22 protein-coding genes are annotated in these 18241 nt (G+C 47.4%); 19 read left to right on the forward strand and 3 right to left on the reverse strand.

Annotated elements, in window-relative coordinates:
- The first annotated feature begins 117 nt into the window (after nucleotides 1–117).
- From Q337_RS0112555 to Q337_RS0112635, 16 genes are all read left to right on the forward strand, one after another.
- Complete coding sequence (locus Q337_RS0112555; protein ID WP_156935795.1) at nucleotides 118–612, forward strand: hypothetical protein; 495 nt, start codon at nucleotides 118–120, stop codon at nucleotides 610–612.
- A gap of 97 nt (nucleotides 613–709) precedes the next feature.
- The gene (locus Q337_RS0112560; protein ID WP_026471890.1) at nucleotides 710–1177 is read left to right on the forward strand and encodes a hypothetical protein; all 468 of its coding nucleotides are present in this window, start codon (nucleotides 710–712) and stop codon (nucleotides 1175–1177) included.
- A 137-nt stretch (nucleotides 1178–1314) separates the two neighbouring features.
- On the forward strand, nucleotides 1315–1704 hold the full coding sequence (locus Q337_RS0112565) for a VOC family protein (RefSeq protein ID WP_026471891.1): 390 nt from the start codon (nucleotides 1315–1317) through the stop codon (nucleotides 1702–1704).
- Nucleotides 1705–1913: 209 nt separating this feature from the next.
- Entirely contained in the window at nucleotides 1914–2579 is a 666-nt protein-coding gene (locus Q337_RS0112570; RefSeq protein WP_026471892.1) for a pseudouridine synthase, read from the forward strand.
- An 86-nt stretch (nucleotides 2580–2665) separates the two neighbouring features.
- Nucleotides 2666–3481, forward strand: coding sequence for an RNA pseudouridine synthase (locus Q337_RS0112575; RefSeq protein ID WP_026471893.1), 816 nt, complete (start codon nucleotides 2666–2668; stop codon nucleotides 3479–3481).
- Nucleotides 3482–3551: 70 nt separating this feature from the next.
- On the forward strand, nucleotides 3552–4202 hold the full coding sequence (pcp, locus tag Q337_RS0112580) for a pyroglutamyl-peptidase I (protein ID WP_026471894.1): 651 nt from the start codon (nucleotides 3552–3554) through the stop codon (nucleotides 4200–4202).
- 154 nt (nucleotides 4203–4356) lie between these two features.
- The gene (locus Q337_RS0112585) at nucleotides 4357–5196 is read left to right on the forward strand and encodes an SDR family oxidoreductase (protein WP_084494830.1); all 840 of its coding nucleotides are present in this window, start codon (nucleotides 4357–4359) and stop codon (nucleotides 5194–5196) included.
- Nucleotides 5197–5250: 54 nt separating this feature from the next.
- Entirely contained in the window at nucleotides 5251–6150 is a 900-nt protein-coding gene (locus Q337_RS0112590) for a bifunctional transcriptional activator/DNA repair enzyme AdaA (protein WP_026471896.1), read from the forward strand.
- A 199-nt stretch (nucleotides 6151–6349) separates the two neighbouring features.
- Nucleotides 6350–7390: a DUF1176 domain-containing protein gene (locus tag Q337_RS0112595; protein WP_084494837.1), complete on the forward strand. Its 1041-nt coding sequence runs from the start codon at nucleotides 6350–6352 to the stop codon at nucleotides 7388–7390.
- Nucleotides 7391–7457: 67 nt separating this feature from the next.
- Complete coding sequence (locus Q337_RS0112600; RefSeq protein ID WP_026471898.1) at nucleotides 7458–7784, forward strand: ribonuclease E inhibitor RraB; 327 nt, start codon at nucleotides 7458–7460, stop codon at nucleotides 7782–7784.
- Nucleotides 7785–7900: 116 nt separating this feature from the next.
- A complete protein-coding gene (prpF, locus tag Q337_RS0112605; protein WP_026471899.1) occupies nucleotides 7901–9094 on the forward strand; it encodes a 2-methylaconitate cis-trans isomerase PrpF in 1194 nt (397 codons plus the stop codon).
- Nucleotides 9095–9187: 93 nt separating this feature from the next.
- Nucleotides 9188–9505, forward strand: coding sequence for a hypothetical protein (locus Q337_RS0112615; RefSeq protein ID WP_156935796.1), 318 nt, complete (start codon nucleotides 9188–9190; stop codon nucleotides 9503–9505).
- A gap of 40 nt (nucleotides 9506–9545) precedes the next feature.
- Nucleotides 9546–10043 (forward strand): metal-dependent hydrolase, encoded by a 498-nt coding sequence (locus Q337_RS0112620; RefSeq protein WP_026471901.1) that lies wholly within the window; start codon nucleotides 9546–9548, stop codon nucleotides 10041–10043.
- Nucleotides 10040–10381, forward strand: a complete 342-nt coding sequence (locus Q337_RS0112625) for an MGMT family protein (protein ID WP_026471902.1) — start codon at nucleotides 10040–10042, stop codon at nucleotides 10379–10381. Before Q337_RS0112620 ends, Q337_RS0112625 begins: the two co-directional genes overlap by 4 nt.
- A gap of 21 nt (nucleotides 10382–10402) precedes the next feature.
- Nucleotides 10403–10942, forward strand: a complete 540-nt coding sequence (locus Q337_RS0112630; RefSeq protein ID WP_026471903.1) for a GNAT family N-acetyltransferase — start codon at nucleotides 10403–10405, stop codon at nucleotides 10940–10942.
- 221 nt (nucleotides 10943–11163) lie between these two features.
- Entirely contained in the window at nucleotides 11164–11754 is a 591-nt protein-coding gene (locus tag Q337_RS0112635; RefSeq protein WP_026471904.1) for a MarC family protein, read from the forward strand.
- A 38-nt stretch (nucleotides 11755–11792) separates the two neighbouring features.
- On the opposite strand, the gene Q337_RS18850 is transcribed toward Q337_RS0112635, so the two are convergent.
- Together Q337_RS18850 and Q337_RS0112645 are read right to left on the reverse strand one after the other, a co-directional pair.
- A complete protein-coding gene (locus Q337_RS18850) occupies nucleotides 11793–11948 on the reverse strand; it encodes a hypothetical protein (protein WP_156935797.1) in 156 nt (51 codons plus the stop codon).
- 292 nt (nucleotides 11949–12240) lie between these two features.
- Entirely contained in the window at nucleotides 12241–13908 is a 1668-nt protein-coding gene (locus Q337_RS0112645) for an acyl-CoA synthetase (protein WP_026471905.1), read from the reverse strand.
- 381 nt (nucleotides 13909–14289) lie between these two features.
- Between Q337_RS0112645 and thrS the strand changes: the two genes are divergently transcribed.
- From thrS to Q337_RS0112665, 3 genes are all read left to right on the forward strand, one after another.
- Nucleotides 14290–16212, forward strand: a complete 1923-nt coding sequence (gene thrS, locus Q337_RS0112655) for a threonine--tRNA ligase (protein ID WP_026471906.1) — start codon at nucleotides 14290–14292, stop codon at nucleotides 16210–16212.
- A gap of 5 nt (nucleotides 16213–16217) precedes the next feature.
- On the forward strand, nucleotides 16218–16769 hold the full coding sequence (gene infC, locus Q337_RS0112660) for a translation initiation factor IF-3 (protein ID WP_084494831.1): 552 nt from the start codon (nucleotides 16218–16220) through the stop codon (nucleotides 16767–16769).
- Between the two features lie 201 nt (nucleotides 16770–16970).
- Complete coding sequence (locus tag Q337_RS0112665; protein WP_026471908.1) at nucleotides 16971–17627, forward strand: hypothetical protein; 657 nt, start codon at nucleotides 16971–16973, stop codon at nucleotides 17625–17627.
- Nucleotides 17628–17746: 119 nt separating this feature from the next.
- Here Q337_RS0112665 and Q337_RS0112670 read toward each other — a convergent pair whose 3' ends face one another.
- Nucleotides 17747–18034 (reverse strand): PA4642 family protein, encoded by a 288-nt coding sequence (locus Q337_RS0112670; RefSeq protein ID WP_026471909.1) that lies wholly within the window; start codon nucleotides 18032–18034, stop codon nucleotides 17747–17749.
- Nucleotides 18035–18241 lie beyond the last annotated feature (207 nt).

An 18241-nucleotide genomic window follows, 5' to 3' on the forward strand; every position in this document is an offset into this window, starting at 1 on the left:
CTGTTTGATTTTGTTTTAAAAAAGCCCTACTGTGAAGTGGGGTTTTTCTATATGTGAACTACTAATAAATAACGTAACTATAGAGTAAGTTTAAAAAATACTTGGGGTAAAGTTTAAATGCAGCGTTTAATGATTGTTTTAGTCATTGGCTTGGGGCTATTTTATATTCAATCCACAATGGCATTTTCTGAAGCGCATGTCATGCGCTGGATTGCGGAATATAACAATAAAACTATCGCAGGGGATTCCACAGTTTGTGACGATTTTACCGATGATGTTGAAGTCAATATTTTTGCTGAAACCCTGCAAGGTCATTGGGAAGTTGAAGGCGGTAAGGATGAAATGTGTGGCTATTTAAGGCAGGCCTCAGCAGCATTTATCGTACTTCAGGCTTCGACCAATACCCAGTTTGACAGCTTACAGATTGAGCGCGGCGGCTTCCCGTGGACATCGGCACAGGTGAAGTATCACTACAAGGCAAGCATGCAGGCAGACCGGATTCCAACCATGACTGTGGATGGCAATGACACGTTAATACTGTCAAAGAGTGTTTTTTCAGGCCTAAAAATCAAATCCCTGGAATCAAAATCGACCACTACAGTAGGTCACTAAGTCTTTAATTTAATTATTTATAAGTACTTACATTGCCTTTGACAGGTTCAGGCTCGTTGGTTGAGCTTGTCGAAACCGTGTTTTTGGAAGAAGTTTAATGATGAAGACTTCAATAAATCAGAGAAAACCAATGAACAAAATTATTTCAGCAGGCACAAGTTCAGCCTTTTTATATATTTATCATTATATTGTACTGCTGGCGATATCTTTGGCCTTGATGTTCTGGATAAAGATTCTGGCAGGAATCCCAGTCTTGCTGATGATTGCATTGTTCAGGGATGCCAAAACTATGCACTATGAGCTAACGGATAAAACCCTTTATATTTCAGCAAGTCTTCTAGATGAGGAAACTACTATTGTTAAGCTGGAAGATGTTAAAGGTTTTTATATTGTTGACCGACAACCATGGAGGTTCATTTCTTTAGGTACAGTACTGGTAATTACGGATGTTGAAGCAGAAAGTCATCCCTGCATTAAGTGTATAAAAAATCCGTTTCAGTTAGCTAAAATCATTAAAAGGTACGCCTTGAAGAATGGTGCAAATATTGATGAGAGTTTTGCTTGAACAGTGATCTGATCATAAAAAATTATATCGGCGTAAACGTCACGGTCATCAAAAATCATATACCCATCGCTAAAATCCTAATAGTGTTGACCAATCATTAAACTCACACACATTGCAAATCAAGGAGAGGAAGAAATATGTTTAATCACATTATGGTTGGAACAAACGACATCGAACGTTCAAAGCAGTTTTATAATGCTGTACTTGCCACACTAGGTGTGGGTGAACCGCTGGTGAACAAGGCAAATAGCGGACATACCCGACTTTTTTATCGCCACGATGGCAATACATTTGGCATTAGCGAACCTATAAATGACGAACCCGCAACCTGTGCCAATGGCGCAACCATTGGTTTTAAGTGCAACTCACCTGAACAAGTGCAGCAATTCCATGATGTGGCAGTTGCACACGGCGGTACTTCTATTGAGGACATGCCGGGCTTGCGCCAAACCAGCCTAGGTGCGCTGCACTTAGCTTATGTGCGTGATCCGGACGGCAATAAACTGTGCGCCATTTATCGGCCTTAATCTGTTGTTCTGGCATTGCATCGGCTAATTACGAGTAAGTCTTTGAACGATATCGCGTTGTATTTTTAAGCCGCGCGATAGATGGCTATACTGAGTTTACTGTGATCAGCAGCTATAATGTGTTTAATAATTAAAGGCAATTTAGGGTTATCCCTTCAAAGTAGCCTTGTATACTACAGGCTCTTAAAATCTTATTGTCATCTATTTTCGTGCCGCTAAACGACCATTTTATTTACACGCCGCCACAAGGTTCACTTCATGTCCTTTATGAGGATGATGACCTGATCGTAATTGATAAACCAGCGGGGTTGCTGTCCGTGCCCGGTCGCTTGCCAGAACATCAGGACAGCGCCTATTTACGGGTTTTAGAAAAGTATCCTTTGGCCAAAGTTACGCATCGGCTGGATATGGCAACCTCAGGCATTTTACTGTTTGCGAAGCATCGGGATGCCGAAGTGGCCATCAGTAAAATGTTTCAGGCCAGAAGTGTTAAAAAGAATTATGTGGCACTGGTGCAGGGACAATTGGCTGGTGAGGGCAGTATTGAAGTGCCGCTAATCACTGACTGGCCCAATCGTCCCAAACAAAAAGTAGATTTTGAAATTGGCAAACCTGCCAAAACCTTATACCAGCAGCTTGAATATGATGCCGGACAAGACATTAGCCGGATTTTGCTAGAGCCGATTACCGGGCGTTCACACCAGCTTCGTGTGCATCTGGCGCATATCGGCCACCCTATTACTGGCGACAAGCTGTATCACTTTAATCCCACAGCCAGCCTGTTAAACCGCCTAGCGTTGCATGCCAGCTATCTGGCCTTTACCCATCCCCTGCAAGGTCATCATCTGGTGCTTGAATCAACGGTGCCGTTTTAGCAGTACTCTTTTAGCAGCGGCCTGCCAGTTGCCACATGAAATGATGTTTTTGCGCGTATAATGCAGCACATGATGTAATTGAAGTAATGATGATGACTGCACCAAAGACTGAACCTGTTCGCCTTGCCAAAGTAGTGAGTGAATTACGTGCCTGTTCGCGCCGCGATGCCGAGCATTATATTGCTGGTGGCTGGGTCATGGTGAATGGGGTGGTGGTAGAGCAGCCCAATTACCTGATTACCGATCAGCGCGTAGAGGTGGATGCAGCCGCTAATTTAAAACCGCTGGCACCAGTCACCATTTTGTTTAACAAGCCTGCCGGCTATGATTTTGGCCTAACGCAAAGCTTGATCACGCGTGGTTTGAATCACCCCAAAATGCACAGCCAGCTGAGTCCTGAGCAAATGGATTTGCTTAAATTTGATGCATTGCAACTCATTACGTTAGAGACTCAGGCCAAGGATGACCGCTCCAATATTCGCCCCTTGCGCTCACATTTTCAAAAGCTTATTCCCACGCTGCCACTAGAAAGTGCCGCCAGTGGCCTGGTGGTGTATACGCAAGACAAATCAGTAGCACGTAAGCTGATTGATGATGCCAGCCGGGTGGAGCAGGAATTTATTGTCAAGGTACAAGGCACGTTGTCTGATGATGATTTAAGACGCCTGAATCAAGGCTTTTATGCGCAAAGCAAATTGCTGCCAGCCGCAAAAGTGAGCTGGCAAAATGAAGATCATTTGCGTATTGCCTTAAAAAATGTGCAGCTCGACCAGATTGAAACCATGTGTCAGGCGGTGGGCTTGCAGGTGCTGGAATTACGGCGCTTACGGATTGGCCGCCTCTCGAAAGCCAAACTGGCGGTGGGTGAATGGCGCTATTTGCTGCCTTATGAAAAGTTTTAGACGGTTTTACAGCATAAGGATTACAGGCTGGCCAGATTAATAAAACATCAGTAAAACCCGGGAGCGCCTGATGAAAAAACTGCTTCTCACGGCCTTTGAACCATTCGCTGGCCAGCAGATTAATCCAACGCTTGAGATCGTGAAAGACATCCGTGCCATGGCGTTTGCCAATGCTCAGCTAGAGGTTTTAGAGCTGCCTGTCGCCTGTTTCGATGCAGTGGAACTCACCATTCATCGTATGGGTGAGTTTAAGCCAGATATCATATTGATGCTGGGTGAAGCCGGTGGACGTGCCAGTATTCATCCTGAACGCGTTGCCATTAACATGGATGATTTCAATATTCCTGATAACACAGGCCATCAGTTAAAAGGCAAGCCCATTATCGACGGGGCGCCAGTCGGCTATTTTTCGAGCTTACCCATTAATGAAATTGTTGATCAGTTAAAACAAGCCCATATTCCAGCAGAAATATCCAATACGGCTGGGCTATATGTCTGCAATCGGCTGTTTTACAGTGTGATGCATTTTATTGCCAAAAATGATTTGCCGACATTGGCCGGATTTATCCATGTGCCGTATTTGCATGAGCAAACCTTGAGTCTCAATGTAGAGCGTCACAGCCCGGATGTTCCATGGCTAGCACGGGAAGTGATGGTAGCGGGAATAAAAATCGCCATTGAAGTGTGCTTAAGGCAAGATAGCAGGCCGCAGTTTATTTAAGAGAATAATTATTGTTATTAAATCTGGCTATTAAATAAAGTCCGCAAGATTCGGGTCGGCAGGCAGGCAAGGTCTGCCTAGTATGGCAATAGATCAGGCTTGACCTGAGCAAAAAACTGATCCCATTAATGACCTTATTAAAAAGAGCCTTGCCATGACAACATCAAACCCTGTTTCATCAGCTCAGTCTTCGTTAATTAGCGCTTTACCCAATAACCATTTATTCAATAGCCTGTTATTAAAAGGCAAGGTGGCCATTATTACAGGGGCCAGCAGCGGAATTGGCTATGCCACTGCCCAGCTATTTGCCAGGCAAGGCGCAGCAGTGGTGCTTGCTGCCCGACGGCAGGCCGAGCTGGTTCAACTGGTGGCTGAAATTCGGGCACAAGGTGGTCAAGCAGTTGCACTGGCTGGTGATGTCGGGCATGAGGCATTTGCCCAGCAATTGGTTGAGCTTGCCATCCGGCAGTTTGGGCGGCTGGACATTGCCTTTAACAATGCAGCCATACTGGGCACAATGGGGCCAGTACCGGAGATGTCACTACAGCAGTGGAATGAGGTCATGCAAACCAATTTAACCAGTGCTTTTCTGGCAGCAAAATACCAGTTGCCGGCCATATTAACCTCAGGTGGTGGTTCGCTGATTTTTACCTCTACCTTTGTAGGTTATACCGCAGGAATGCCGGGCATAGCTGCCTATGCCGCCAGCAAGGCAGGCTTAATTGGCCTGACCAAAGTACTGGCCACTGAATACGGCGCGCAGAAAATCCGGGTGAATGCGCTATTGCCGGGTGGCACGGATACGCCCACAGGTCGTGAGTTTGCCAGTACGCCTGACGCCCTTGAGTTTATAGCCAGCCTGCATGCCTTAAAGCGTATGGCAAACCCGGCAGAAATTGCCCAGTCGGCATTATATTTAGCCTCTGATCTATCCAGTTTTACTACGGGTACGGCACTGCTGGTAGATGGCGGCATTTCGATTAATCATGTTTAGTTATAGTTTTTTACACTGCTAAATGTTAGTTCACCCAATTAAGAGTAAACCCATATGCCAGATTATGCCTGTATTGATTATGAGCGCATTGAAAAAGCCATTGCCTATCTGGTGGATCATGTGGGTGAGCAACCCAGTCTGGAGGAGATGGCCGCGCAGGTACATTTAAGCCCGTTTCATTTTCAGCGCCTGTTTTGCCAATGGGCTGGTACCACGCCCAAGCGCTTTTTACAGGTGTTAACCCTTGAGCGTGGCAAGCAGTTGTTGCAGCAGTCGCGCTCAGTGCTGGAGGTATCACATGATATTGGCCTAAGCGGCAGTTCACGCCTGCATGATCATTTTGTGCAGCTTGAAGCCGTGACGCCGGGCGAGTTTAAGCAAAAAGGCCGGGATTTGCAGATTGATTATGGCGTGCATGCGACGCCGTTTGGGCCGTTATTTATTGCCATGACCCAGCGGGGTATTTGCCGCGCCAGCTTTGTAGATTTTAGCTCACTGGAGCATGAGCTGGCTGCCCTGCAACAGGCATGGCCATTGAGTATCTTGCAGCATAATGAAAGTCTAACAGCGCCTGTGGTTGACCGTATGTTTTCGTTGCAATACGACAAGCACGACAGCCTGTACAAGCCGTTTTCGCTGCATGTATCAGGCACCAATTTTCAGGTGGCGGTGTGGCGCGCTTTGCTCAAAATTCCATCGGGTAGTCTGGTCAGTTATTCCGAACTGGCCAATACGCTGGGCTATCCCAAGGCATCACGGGCAGTGGCCAATGCCATTGGTGCCAATCCGGTGGCCTGGATGATTCCCTGCCATCGGGTCATCCGGGAAAGTGGCGCGCTGGGTGGCTATCGCTGGGGCGTACCGAAAAAACAACTGATTCAAACCTGGGAACGCCTGCACATTGCGCCTGCTGATGAAGTGGTGGATTCATCAATGAACACTGAACAAGACTAAGGGTCAACAGTAAAATAAACACAAAAATACCAACCACAAAGTTGCCAGCTTGTATGCTCAAGGCATAGAAAACCAGCAAAAAACCAGCGAGTACTTTATGCAATTTTGCCAAAAACCAAGTCAGGCGATGTATAAAAAAACCGTTATTAAAAAAGCAGGGATTCAAAAAACGGTTTGCGCTTTAGTTCTTATACCCTGCATGGCCTATGCAGCAACAGGCACAAATACAAACTCTGGAAAAGGCATTCATTTTTCTCATCAGGATTGGGAAGTGGTTTGTGATAACACCCGGACTTGCCGTGCAGCAGGCTATCAGGCCGATGATGGTGACAGTTTTCCAGTATCAGTTTTATTTACCCGTAAAGCTGGGGCAGGCCAAAATATTGATGGACAGCTCAAGCTGGGCACCACGGATTATGTAGAAGGCCAGCCGACCCCTCAAGCTGTTCAGTTATTTATCAATAACACCAGCTATAGCAAGGTTTTATTAAATGGCGAGGGGCTGGATGGTCATTTGTCGAGTGTACAAACGCAGGCATTGGTTGCCGCACTGGCAGGCCATACCGTGATTCAGTTTAAATCGGGGCAGGATACATGGAGTCTGTCCGGGCAGGGTGCCGCTGCGGTATTGCTTAAAATGGATGATGTGCAGGGACGTGTTGGCACCACCAGCGCCGTATTGCGAAAAGGTAAAAAAACTGAGGCCAGCGTGCTGCCTGCATTGCCAATGTCAGTGGTGAACTGGATAAAACCCGTTGAAAGTCCTGCTTTAAAGCGTCTGGCAAAATCTGTGGATCTGCTTCAGCTTAAAAAAGAAATGCTGGCGCACACCCCAAAAACAGATGACAACTATTGCCCGGTCATCAATGGCGAAGATGACTCTGCAAAATTTGAACTGGATATTCAGCCTTTAACTAGCCATAAGCTGCTAGCTAGCGGATTGTGCTGGCGAGGGGCATACAATGAAGGCTATGGCTACTGGGTAATTAATGCACAAAAGCCTTATCAGCCCAAACTGGTGACAACGGGTGCTTCTGATTATGCCGATGGGATGATTAGCGCGGCGCAAAAAGGCCGTGGCTTGGGAGATTGCTGGTCACATGAAGCATGGACATGGAACGGGCAGCAGTTTATTCAAACCGATGATTCCACCACAGGCATGTGCCGCATGGTTGAGCTGGGTGGGGCATGGGATTTACCAACCCGGGTAGCTATAGTGAAGAAAGCAAGCATCAAATAATCACGGGTTAAATAATTACGCGTTAAATAATCAGACAGCAATTTTCTAATGACAGGAATAAAAAATAATGACAGAAAACCCGGATGCGCAGGTGGTTGCGGCTTTAAAAGAGGCTGGTTCAGATATTAGCAAACCGCATCAGGTTGAATTTGTTTTTGATGTAGCTGAGACATCGGTCGATGGTTTGGCCAGTGCGCTGGAAGTACTGGAGCTGGATATCTGTATTTATGCTCCAGTGCCAGATAATCATACTGAACAAGCTTTTGAAGTGGTGGCGCATAAAACCATGCTGCTGGATGTTGCCGAACTCAACCATTTGAGTGCGCAATTTGAAGCGATTGCCGCCCAGCATCAAGCCAGTTACAACGGCTGGGGTGCTGAGATCGTTGATTAGCATGAGCATAGCGATAGATAGGCACTTCAAGCATAAACACATGAAAGAAATGCCTATAACCCCCGATTTAATGCCGTTATAATAGCGGCAAATTTTAACAACGCACTGGAACTAAAATGACTGCCGCCCAAAGCTACGCGCCACAAGTTAAAATCCCGGCCACCTATATGCGTGGTGGCACCAGTAAAGGGGTGTTCTTCCGTTTGCAGGATTTACCAGAAGCAGCACAAGTGCCCGGGACTGCGCGTGACAAGCTGTTTATGCGTGTGATTGGCAGTCCTGATGCGTATGGCGCCCACATTGATGGCATGGGTGGCGCAACGTCCAGCACCAGCAAGTGCGTGATTTTGTGCAAAAGCAGCCAGCCAGATCATGATGTTGATTACCTATATGGTCAGGTATCCATTGACAAGGCCTTTGTGGACTGGAGTGGTAACTGCGGTAATTTGTCCACCGGGGCAGGTGCCTTTGCGCTACATGCCGGGCTGGTAGACCCAAGCCGCATTCCCCAAAATGGCGTGTGCGAAGTGCGTATCTGGCAGGCCAACATTGGCAAAACCATTATTGCGCACGTGCCCGTGACTAATGGCGAAGTGCAGGAAACTGGGGATTTTGAGCTGGACGGCGTGACGTTTCCAGCCGCAGAAATTGTGCTGGAATTCATGAATCCATCCGAAGACGGCGAAGGTTCCATGTTTCCTACCGGCAATCTGGTGGATGAACTAGAGGTTGAAGGTTTAGGGAACCTAAAAGCCACCATGATTAGTGCGGGCATTCCTACCGTATTTGTTAATGCAGAAGACATTGGGTATACAGGCACTGAACTGCGTGAAACCATTAATACCGACCCTGCGGCGCTGGCCAAATTTGAAGCCATTCGTATTGCCGGGGCGCTGCGCATGGGCCTGATTAAAGACCCAAGCGAGGCTGCCACGCGTCAGCACACCCCAAAAATTGCCTTTGTGGCCAAGCCAAAGGATTATGTGGCTTCTAGCGGCAAAGAGATTAAAGCTGATAACGTTGACCTATTGGTACGTGCGTTGTCCATGGGCAAGCTGCACCATGCCATGATGGGCACGGCAGCGGTGGCGATTGGTACAGCCGCAGCTATTCCGGGCACGCTGGTGAATCTGGCAGCAGGTGGCGGCGAACGACAGGCGGTGCGGTTTGGCCATCCTTCCGGTACATTGCGCGTGGGTGCAGAGGCCATACAGGTTAACGGCGAGTGGACAGTCACCAAGGCCATTATGAGCCGCAGTGCACGGATTTTAATGGAAGGCTGGGTGCGTGTGCCGGGTGATTCCTTTTAACGCATTGCATTAACAAAACTTTATGAACACCAGCGCATTGGCAGCAGTGCGCTGGTAAATAAACCAGTGATTACAACAATGTGAATTAAAATAATGTCTGCAAAAATTTTATTGTCTTTCAGCTTGCTGTTAAGCACGATGAGTATTCCAGCCTTTGCCAGTCCGGTTAATGCAGCCAGCAAGAATACGCTGCCTAAAGAGGCTCAGCAATTTCTGAATCGCTATGAATTGTGTGGACATTTTGCCGGTGAGTTTAATGGGGATCGTTCCGAACGCGATGCCGAGCTGAACCGTGAAATGGAAAAATTACGTTGTGGCAGCATGGATAACGAAGAAAAAGCCTTTCGTCAAAAATATGCCCATAACAAAAAAGTCATGGCCGCCCTGATTCAGCTTGATGCGCCTTATTAATAACAGCAACGCAATGCTGAACATGGCGTAAGTATCTCACATGCCTTTTACTCCCATTCATTTCGGTGCAGGTCTGGCAGCCAAAGCTATCGGACAAAGACAATTTAGCCTGATGATTTTTGCGGGTTCACAGGTGCTCATGGATATTGAGCCATTGCTGGGCATCATTTATGGCTGGCCAGTGCTGCATAGGATAAGCCATACTTTGGGTGGCGCACTGCTAGTTGGTACGATTGCAGCATTGATTGGCAAACCTGTCAGTCAGTGGATGCTACGTTGTTTCAGGTATGATCAATGGTCAATCACATGGCAGGTTAGCTTTATCAGTGCCTATGTTGGCACGTTTTCCCATATTGCCCTTGATGCCATTATGCACAGTGATATGAATCCCTTTTGGCCCTTGCTGCGTGGTAATCCATGGCTGGGAATCATCACCATAAACCAGTTGCATTTGCTTTGCCTGGTCTTGGGGATGATTGGTGGGATAATGATTGCTGTGCAAAAATATCGGCAAAAGTCAGCAGTCAAATCAGCATGAATATAACCAAAGAACCAAATACCAGGCAACCAACGATTCAACAGGATATTTTTCAGGTGGTTGCCCTGATTCCCTATGGCAAGGTTGCCACGTATGGACAGGTTGCTGCCTTGGCTGGTTATCCTCGCCATGCACGGCTGGTGGGTTATGCCTTGAATCGTATACTGGCACCCGACAGCGATTTGCCCTGGCACCGGGTGATTAATGCGCAAGGTCGTTTAAGCCTGCATAAACTTGATATCCATGCTGAGGAGCTGCAACGGTTTAAACTCGAACAGGAAGGTGTGGTATTTGCAGAGGGGCGAGTTAATCTTAAAACTTTTCAATGGCAACCTTAGCCAATTGGGTTTAAGTCTGGTATGCCTATTTCTCTTGATCCCGCTTTTACATTAGTTCGTTGCCAGTTTGAGCAACATGGCCAACCCATTCTGGTCATTTTTAACCACGCCATTTTGCACACGCTGTCACTGTATGAGTATCAGCCACGCAGCCTGCATGACATCAGGTTATGGTTTGACTTTAAGGCCAAAGCGGGTTTTCCGGTGCTGGGATTGGTAGATAATAATGGGCAGTTGCTGGGCTTTGCTTCTTATGGCCCGTTTCGGCCACAGGCGGCTTTTGTCCATACTATCGAACATTCGATTTATATCCGGCCAGATCAGCAGGGCAAAGGGCTAGGCAACATTCTATTGCAAGCCATTATTGATGAAGCCAGTCGCCAGCAGTTTCATAGTATGGTGGCCGCCATTGACAGCAGTAATATTGCCAGTATTGCGCTACACCAGAAATTTGGCTTTCAACACACGGGCACTATTTATCAGGCTGCTTACAAGTTTGAGCGCTGGCTGGATTTAGTGTTTTACCAGCTTCTGCTACCCAGTGCTGAGTTAGACCCATAACTGTTCTAACAGCATGCGTTGATTCGCAATGAATCAGTCATGGCCTGACAAATTTGCAAGTTTGATACACATTACGACTAGTGATTCATAGGGGTGCAACCTATGGTCAGTAGGCTGGCTTTGTTATGATTTGCGGGATTAAGACAATTTTAGTGAAGTGAAAATATCAACCTTTCCTGCAAATCCAGCAGTGACTAACTCAAAACAAATGGAATAAACCCATGACAATGATCTCCGCTGCGGTCTTGTTATTTCTGGTCATGGACCCGCTGGGTAATGTGCCCATGTTTATTTCAGCCCTAAAAAATGTGGCCGCAGAACGCCAGAATACCGTGATTGTGCGCGAGCTGCTGATTGCACTGCTATTGCTGGTGATTTTTTTGTTTGCAGGCCAGTACTTGCTCAGCTGGTTTCATATTACCGACCCGGCTTTAACAGTATCCGGTGGCGTCATTCTATTTTTAATTGCCATTCGCATGGTGTTTCCATCGCATGAAAAACCCTTACAGGAAGGCATTGACGGTGAACCGTTTATCGTGCCGCTGGCCGTCCCTTATGTGGTAGGGCCGTCTGCCATTGCCACGGTCATGTTAATGATGACCCGCAACCCGGAACGCTGGCCCGAATGGTTAATGGCGGTGTTTCTGGCATGGCTGGCCTCCAGCCTGATCCTGTTTTTTGCCACCAAGCTCAAGCGTTTTTTAAGCCAGCGTGTGCTGATTGCCATTGAGCGCCTGATGGGCATGCTGCTGATTACCTTAGCCGTGCAAATGCTGATGACCGGGATTCATCAGTTTATGCACACTACTTAGGCAGACAGATACCGTTACGTTTCAAGAGGCAAACCGCCTTAATGCCACTGCTGGTCAAGTGTATGCAGTGCTTTGACAATGGCGTGGATTTCAGTGGCTTTGTGCTGATCTTCCAGTGACAAAACCAGCCGGGCAGGTAACTGCATTTGCTGTAAATACTGGGCAATTTCGGTTTTCAGGCGCAGGTCTTTCATGGCATTTCTCGTTCTGCTATTGAGATGACCTTCAGCATAGGTAAAATTATAATATTGGTAAAACAGTCTATTTTTATAAAATAAATCGTTTTTACAGATTTTAATTTATGCTAAGAAACCTGATCAGACTGCTTTCATAGGTTACCAACCTTGCCTTCGACCACTGCGGCAAGCTCAGGAAACGTGTTGAAACTGCACGGTGCAAAGCGTTTTATTCACTATCGTTTTTAGATGTAGCCCAAAATAAAATGGGCAATGTTGCAGACACTGCCCTGTGGTAAAACCGCTAGATTTAAGCCGAAGTTTTGCCCTGTTTCAGCCAGTCACGCAATACAAATTTTTGCAGCTTGCCGGTAGAGGTTTTTGGAATCTCAGTCACAATGATGTCCTTAGGCACCTTGAATTTGGCCAGATGTTGCTTGCAATGCGCCAGCAATTCATCTGTGCTAGTGTGTTCATGGCCTTTTTTGAGTTCAACAAAGGCACAAGGGACTTCCTGCCATTTATCATCCGGCTTGGCCACCACCGCAGCGGTTAAAACAGCCGGATGGCGATACAGCGCTTCTTCCACTTCCAGCGAGGAAATATTTTCACCACCGGAAATAATCACATCCTTGGAACGGTCTGTAATCTTGGCATAGCCATCACTGTGCGCCACCGCCAGATCACCACTATGAAACCAGCCCCCGGCAAAAGCATCTTGGGTTGCTTGCGGATTTTTCAGGTAACCTTTCATCACAATATTGCCGCGAAACATGATTTCGCCCAGAGTTTGTCCGTCATTGGGCACAGGTTGCATGGTTTGTGGGTCAAGTACGCGCATGGCATCCTGCAAATGATAGGGCACGCCCTGGCGGCTGTTACGCTCGGCCTGGCCCGCAATATCCAGTGTTTCCCAGTCATCCTGCTTGGCACATAATGCTGCCGGGCCATAGGTTTCAGTCAGGCCATAGGTATGGGTAATGTTAAAGCCCAGACGTGCCATACCTTCAATAATAGCGGCTGGCGGCGCAGCGCCGGCCACCATGGCTTGTACCTGATGACTCACGGGCACACGTTCATGTTCCGGCGTATTAATCAGCATGCTATGCACAATCGGCGCACCACAGAAATAGCCAACCTTGTGGCGGGCAATCAGCTCAAAAATCTTCACTGGCTCAACCTTGCGCAGGCACACACTGGTTCCGGCATTGGCTGCCATGCTCCATGGAAAGCACCAGCCATTACAGTGAAACAGCGGCAGTGTCCACAAATAAGTGGAATGCGGTGGCATGCCCCATGCCAGCAGGTTGCTGGCTGCATTCAGGTAAGCACCGCGGTGATGATACACCACACCTTTGGGATTGCCCGTCGTGCCCGAGGTATAATTCAGGCTAATGGCATTCCATTCATCACTGGGCAATTGCCAGTCAAATTCGGCATTGCCTTGCGCAATCCAGTATTCATATTCAAAATTGCCAATCCGCTCATCCGCACCCTGCCATTCGCTGTCTGCCACATCAATTACTACGATGCTTTGCTCAGGGCTGTTCTGTGCAAGAGTGGCCTGCGCAAGCTGTGCCAGTGCTTCACGGGCAACGGGTGCAAATTCCGGGTCAACCAGCAACACCTTGCTTTCCGCATGTTGCAGGATAAAGGCAATGGTTTTGGCGTCCAGCCGCGTATTGATGGTATTAAGCACCGCGCCAGTCATGGGCACTGCAAAGTGCGCTTCAAGCATGGCTGGAACATTGGGCAGCAGGGTAGACACCGTATCATTTTTGCCAATACCCAGTTTTGTCAGCTGGTCGGCAAACTGGCGGCAACGTGCATAGGTTTGCTGCCAGCTTAAATGGCGTTCGCCATGAATAATTGCAGTGCGCGCTGGATAAATCATTGCAGTGCGCGCCAGATAACTTAAGGGTGATAGCGGCACAAAATTGGCAGGTGTACGGGGCAGTTCATCATAGGCGTGTGGCATTTTTATTCTCGTCAGTTCAGTTTAATTTGATGATTGGCAAGTCCGGTTTGCATTAGTGGTTTGGCTCTCTGGTTTTGCAATTCCATGCTTTCAGTTTACTGGCATTTCAGATGGTACTTTCAGACAGCATGCAGGGATATAAATATGCCTAAAAACTGAAAAAACGTCTGTAGGCCGTAGGTTGGCTAGCCATTGCCGTCAATAGTTGTTAAAGTGTGCGTTTTTTATGGCAAAGCCAGCCGTTGATGCCAGTTTAAGCTTGTCTGATAGTAGTCTATCCGGCAATTTAGCGTCAATTTGCATATTTTGGTTTGCCATCACATTTATCATCTCGCGGTGATATGCCCTTTGGTATAGGGCATCACTCCTTAAGGATACATTATGCCTGTTATTACCCTGCCCAATGGCGACCAGAAACACTTTGACCATCCTGTATCAGTGATGGACGTTGCCTTAAGTATTGGTCCCGGTCTTGCCAAAAATACTATTGCCGGAAAAGTCAATGGCCAGCTGCGTGATGCCTCTGACCTGATCAATGCTGACGCCACGGTGCAGATTATTACCCCCAAAGACGATGAAGGCGTCGAAATTATTCGCCATTCCTGTGCGCACCTGATTGGCCATGCGGTCAAGCAATTGTTTCCCGATGTGCAAATGGTGATTGGGCCGGTCATTGAAGAAGGCTTTTATTACGATATTTTTAGTCCGCGTCCTTTCACGCCGGATGATATGGCGGCCATTGAAAACCGCATGAAAGACCTCATTAATGAGGAATATGATGTTATTAAAAAAATGACACCGCGCGAAGAGGTGATCAAAACCTTTACCGAACGCGGTGAAAGCTACAAGTTACGTCTGGTGGATGACATGCCGGACGAGCAGGCCATGGGACTATATTACCATCAGGAATATGTCGACATGTGCCGTGGCCCGCATGTACCGAACACCCGATTTTTAAAAGCCTTTAAACTGACCAAGCTGTCTGGTGCCTACTGGCGCGGCGATGCCAAGAATGAGCAGTTGCAGCGTATTTATGGTACTGCCTGGGCTGATAAGAAACAGCTGGCTGCCTATATCCAGCGCATTGAAGAAGCCGAAAAACGCGATCATCGCAAGATTGGCAAGGCACTGGATTTGTTCCATTTGCAGGAAGAAGCACCCGGCATGGTGTTCTGGCATCCCAATGGCTGGACCATTTATCAGGTGCTGGAACAGTACATGCGCAAGGTTCAGCGCGACAATGGCTATCAGGAAATCCGTACGCCTCAGGTGGTTGATCTGGTGCTATGGGAAAAATCCGGACATGCGGCCAACTATGCCGAAAACATGTTCATCACCAATTCCGAAAGCCGCACTTATGCCGTTAAGCCGATGAACTGTCCCTGCCATGTGCAGGTGTTTAATCAGGGCTTAAAATCCTACCGTGACCTGCCGTTACGTCTGGCCGAGTTTGGTTCCTGTCACCGTAACGAGCCATCCGGTTCCCTGCATGGCATCATGCGAGTGCGTGGCTTTACGCAGGATGATGCGCATATTTTCTGTACTGCCGCACAAATTGCAGACGAAGTGGCCGCCTTTATCAAGCTAACGCTGGATGTCTACAAAGACTTTGGATTTGAAGACGTACAAATGAAACTGTCTACCCGTCCTGAAAAGCGGGTGGGCAGTGAAGAGATGTGGGATACTGCTGAAAAAGCGCTGGCTGATGCGCTGGATGCGGCTGGCCTGCCGTGGGAGCTGCAACCGGGCGAAGGCGCGTTTTATGGCCCGAAAATTGAATTTAGCCTGAAAGACTGTCTGGGCCGGGTGTGGCAGTGCGGGACTATTCAGTGCGATCCGAACATGCCGGAGCGTCTGGATGCCAATTTTGTTACTGAAGACAATAACCGTGACCATCCTGTCATGTTGCACCGCGCAATACTTGGCAGTTTCGAGCGTTTTATTGGTATACTAATTGAACACTACGCCGGTTATATGCCGCCGTGGCTTGCGCCTGTTCAGGCGTGCGTGATGAATATTACCGATGCACAAAGTGATGCGTGCAAAAATGTTACTCAACTGTTAAATCAGCGTGGTTTACGCGTAATCAGTGACTTGAGAAACGAGAAAATCGGATTTAAGATTCGCGAACGTACCCTCGAGCGTATTCCTTACCTGCTGGTCATGGGTGACCGTGAGGTGGAAGAAGGCACAGTCAACGTGCGTACGCGTACCGGGAAGAATTTGGGAACCATGTCCATTGAAGCCTTCATTGAACTGGTTCAATCCGCCGTTGCCGAACGTGGCCGGTATATTTTGGAGTAATAGCGATTAAACAGCCTGACCGTAACCCGCAACAAGTTGCCAAGAGCAACCGCCCTGCCATCAACGATGAAATCCGTGCCAAAGAAGTACGACTGGTTGATGAGGCAGGTGAGCAAAAAGGGATTGTGCCATTAACTGAAGCACTGCGTGCTGCTGAAGCCGTTGAACTTGACCTGGTCGAGATCGTGGCCAATGCCGAGCCGCCAGTATGCAAGATTATGGACTACAACAAGCATTTGTTTGACCTGAAACAAAAGCAGAAAGATGCCAAGAAGAAACAGCATCAGGTTCAGGTCAAGGAAATCAAACTGCGTCCGGGTACGGATGTAGGTGATTATCAGGTCAAACTGCGTTCCATTCTGCGTTTTCTGGAAGATGGCGACAAGGTAAAAATTACCTTGCGTTTCCGGGGCCGTGAAATGGCGCATCAGGAGCTGGGCCTCAAGCAATTGCAAAAAATTGAGGGTGACGTGGCTGAATTTGGTGTTGTTGAACAGCAGCCCAAAATGGAAGGCCGTCAAATGGGCATGCTCATTGGACCTAAAAAGAAAAAATAACGGTTTCTGATTATTTTTTCTAAAAAGAAGCGATGCTATGCAAGTGGCATCGCTTTTTTGTTGCTGTTTTTTAATGATGATTTGTTGATGCTGCGAATGGGGCCAGGATTTTTTATTGAAAAGATGCTTTTTTTATACCTGTAAACAATGCTACAGTCGCTGCACAAACAAGAATATGGATATACGATGGAGATGGTTAGGATGCGTGCATTCACAACAATTAAACTGCTATCTGTGGCGTTCGCTACCTTGGTGAGTACACAAAGTTTTGCACTTGGCCTGGGTGGTCAGTTATTGTATTCCAATCCTGAAGTAAAAGATTACGATGGGCTAAACTTTGATCTGGCTGGGGTTTCCGGCACCTTGCAACTGGGTGAATTTGACAGCTTGCTGGCACCCGCAGTGCATGCCCAGTTTGCAACGGGCAGTGGCGATACCCCCAATGGCAAAACTGATGTCAATTATTTTGAAGTCACCGGCACGGGCGGTGTACTGATTTATGACCAGAATAATATTGTCGTGCGCGGGGTTGCTGGCATTGGCATTGGTATTGCCGATATTGATGTACGGGCAACCAACATTAATAATGATACCGATGCTTCTTTTGTGGTTTTTCCAGTGTCCGTTGAAGCCAGCTATCTGGTTCCTAACACCAATTTAAGCTTTTTTGCCAATGCAGGCTATAAGCTATATCTGGACGTGGCTGATGAGCGCATTCGTTGTGCTGATGGTACGGTGTCTTCAGACACTGGCTACAATGTGTGTAATGGCAAAGGCGGCTTTGCATCGGATAGCGAATTTCCGGTTGGAAAAATGGATGGCATACAGCTTGGTGTTGGTATCAAACTGTTTTACTAGCCTTAAGCTTTAGTTTGGTTAAAATCCAGCCATAAAAAAAGCGGTGCATCATAGCGCCGCTTTTTTACATTCAATTAGACCCAATCACCCTTGGGAAATATCCAGTGATCAGCAGGGGATCAGGCAAACTTGGCCAGCACATCCAGAAAAGGCTGAGCCTGACTGGCATATTGTGCAATCACCCGATGAATGGTCTGACCCTGTGGATTGGCTGCATGAATATTACGGCCATCTGCCACAAACTTGGTCAGCAGGCGTTCAAAGTCATAAGGACGCATGTGTTTAAATGCGGTATAGAGCACTGAATAATCAGCATCAGTCCCGTGCGGTGGCAAATGGTTTAAATAAGCAAAGACGCGGGAATCAGGCCATTCTTCATTAAATGTTGCAGGTTGTGAAACGGCCATGCGGCTCTCCTGTGAGATCAATCCAAAGCAAATCACCCATACAGGCAAAGATGCTTTAAAAATAAAAGATAAAAAATGAAGCAGATATAAATGGCTTAGCCGCTCAAGCGCTGCGCAAAGTTGATACAGCTTGCCCACTTAACGCTTTTGTCTTGCGGAGTGTTAGTCCTTAGAGCAAATGAGACATATATGCCGTAAGACGTAGCA

This window comes from Alkanindiges illinoisensis DSM 15370, from assembly GCF_000619845.1.
In the GTDB taxonomy this organism is placed as follows: domain Bacteria; phylum Pseudomonadota; class Gammaproteobacteria; order Pseudomonadales; family Moraxellaceae; genus Alkanindiges; species Alkanindiges illinoisensis.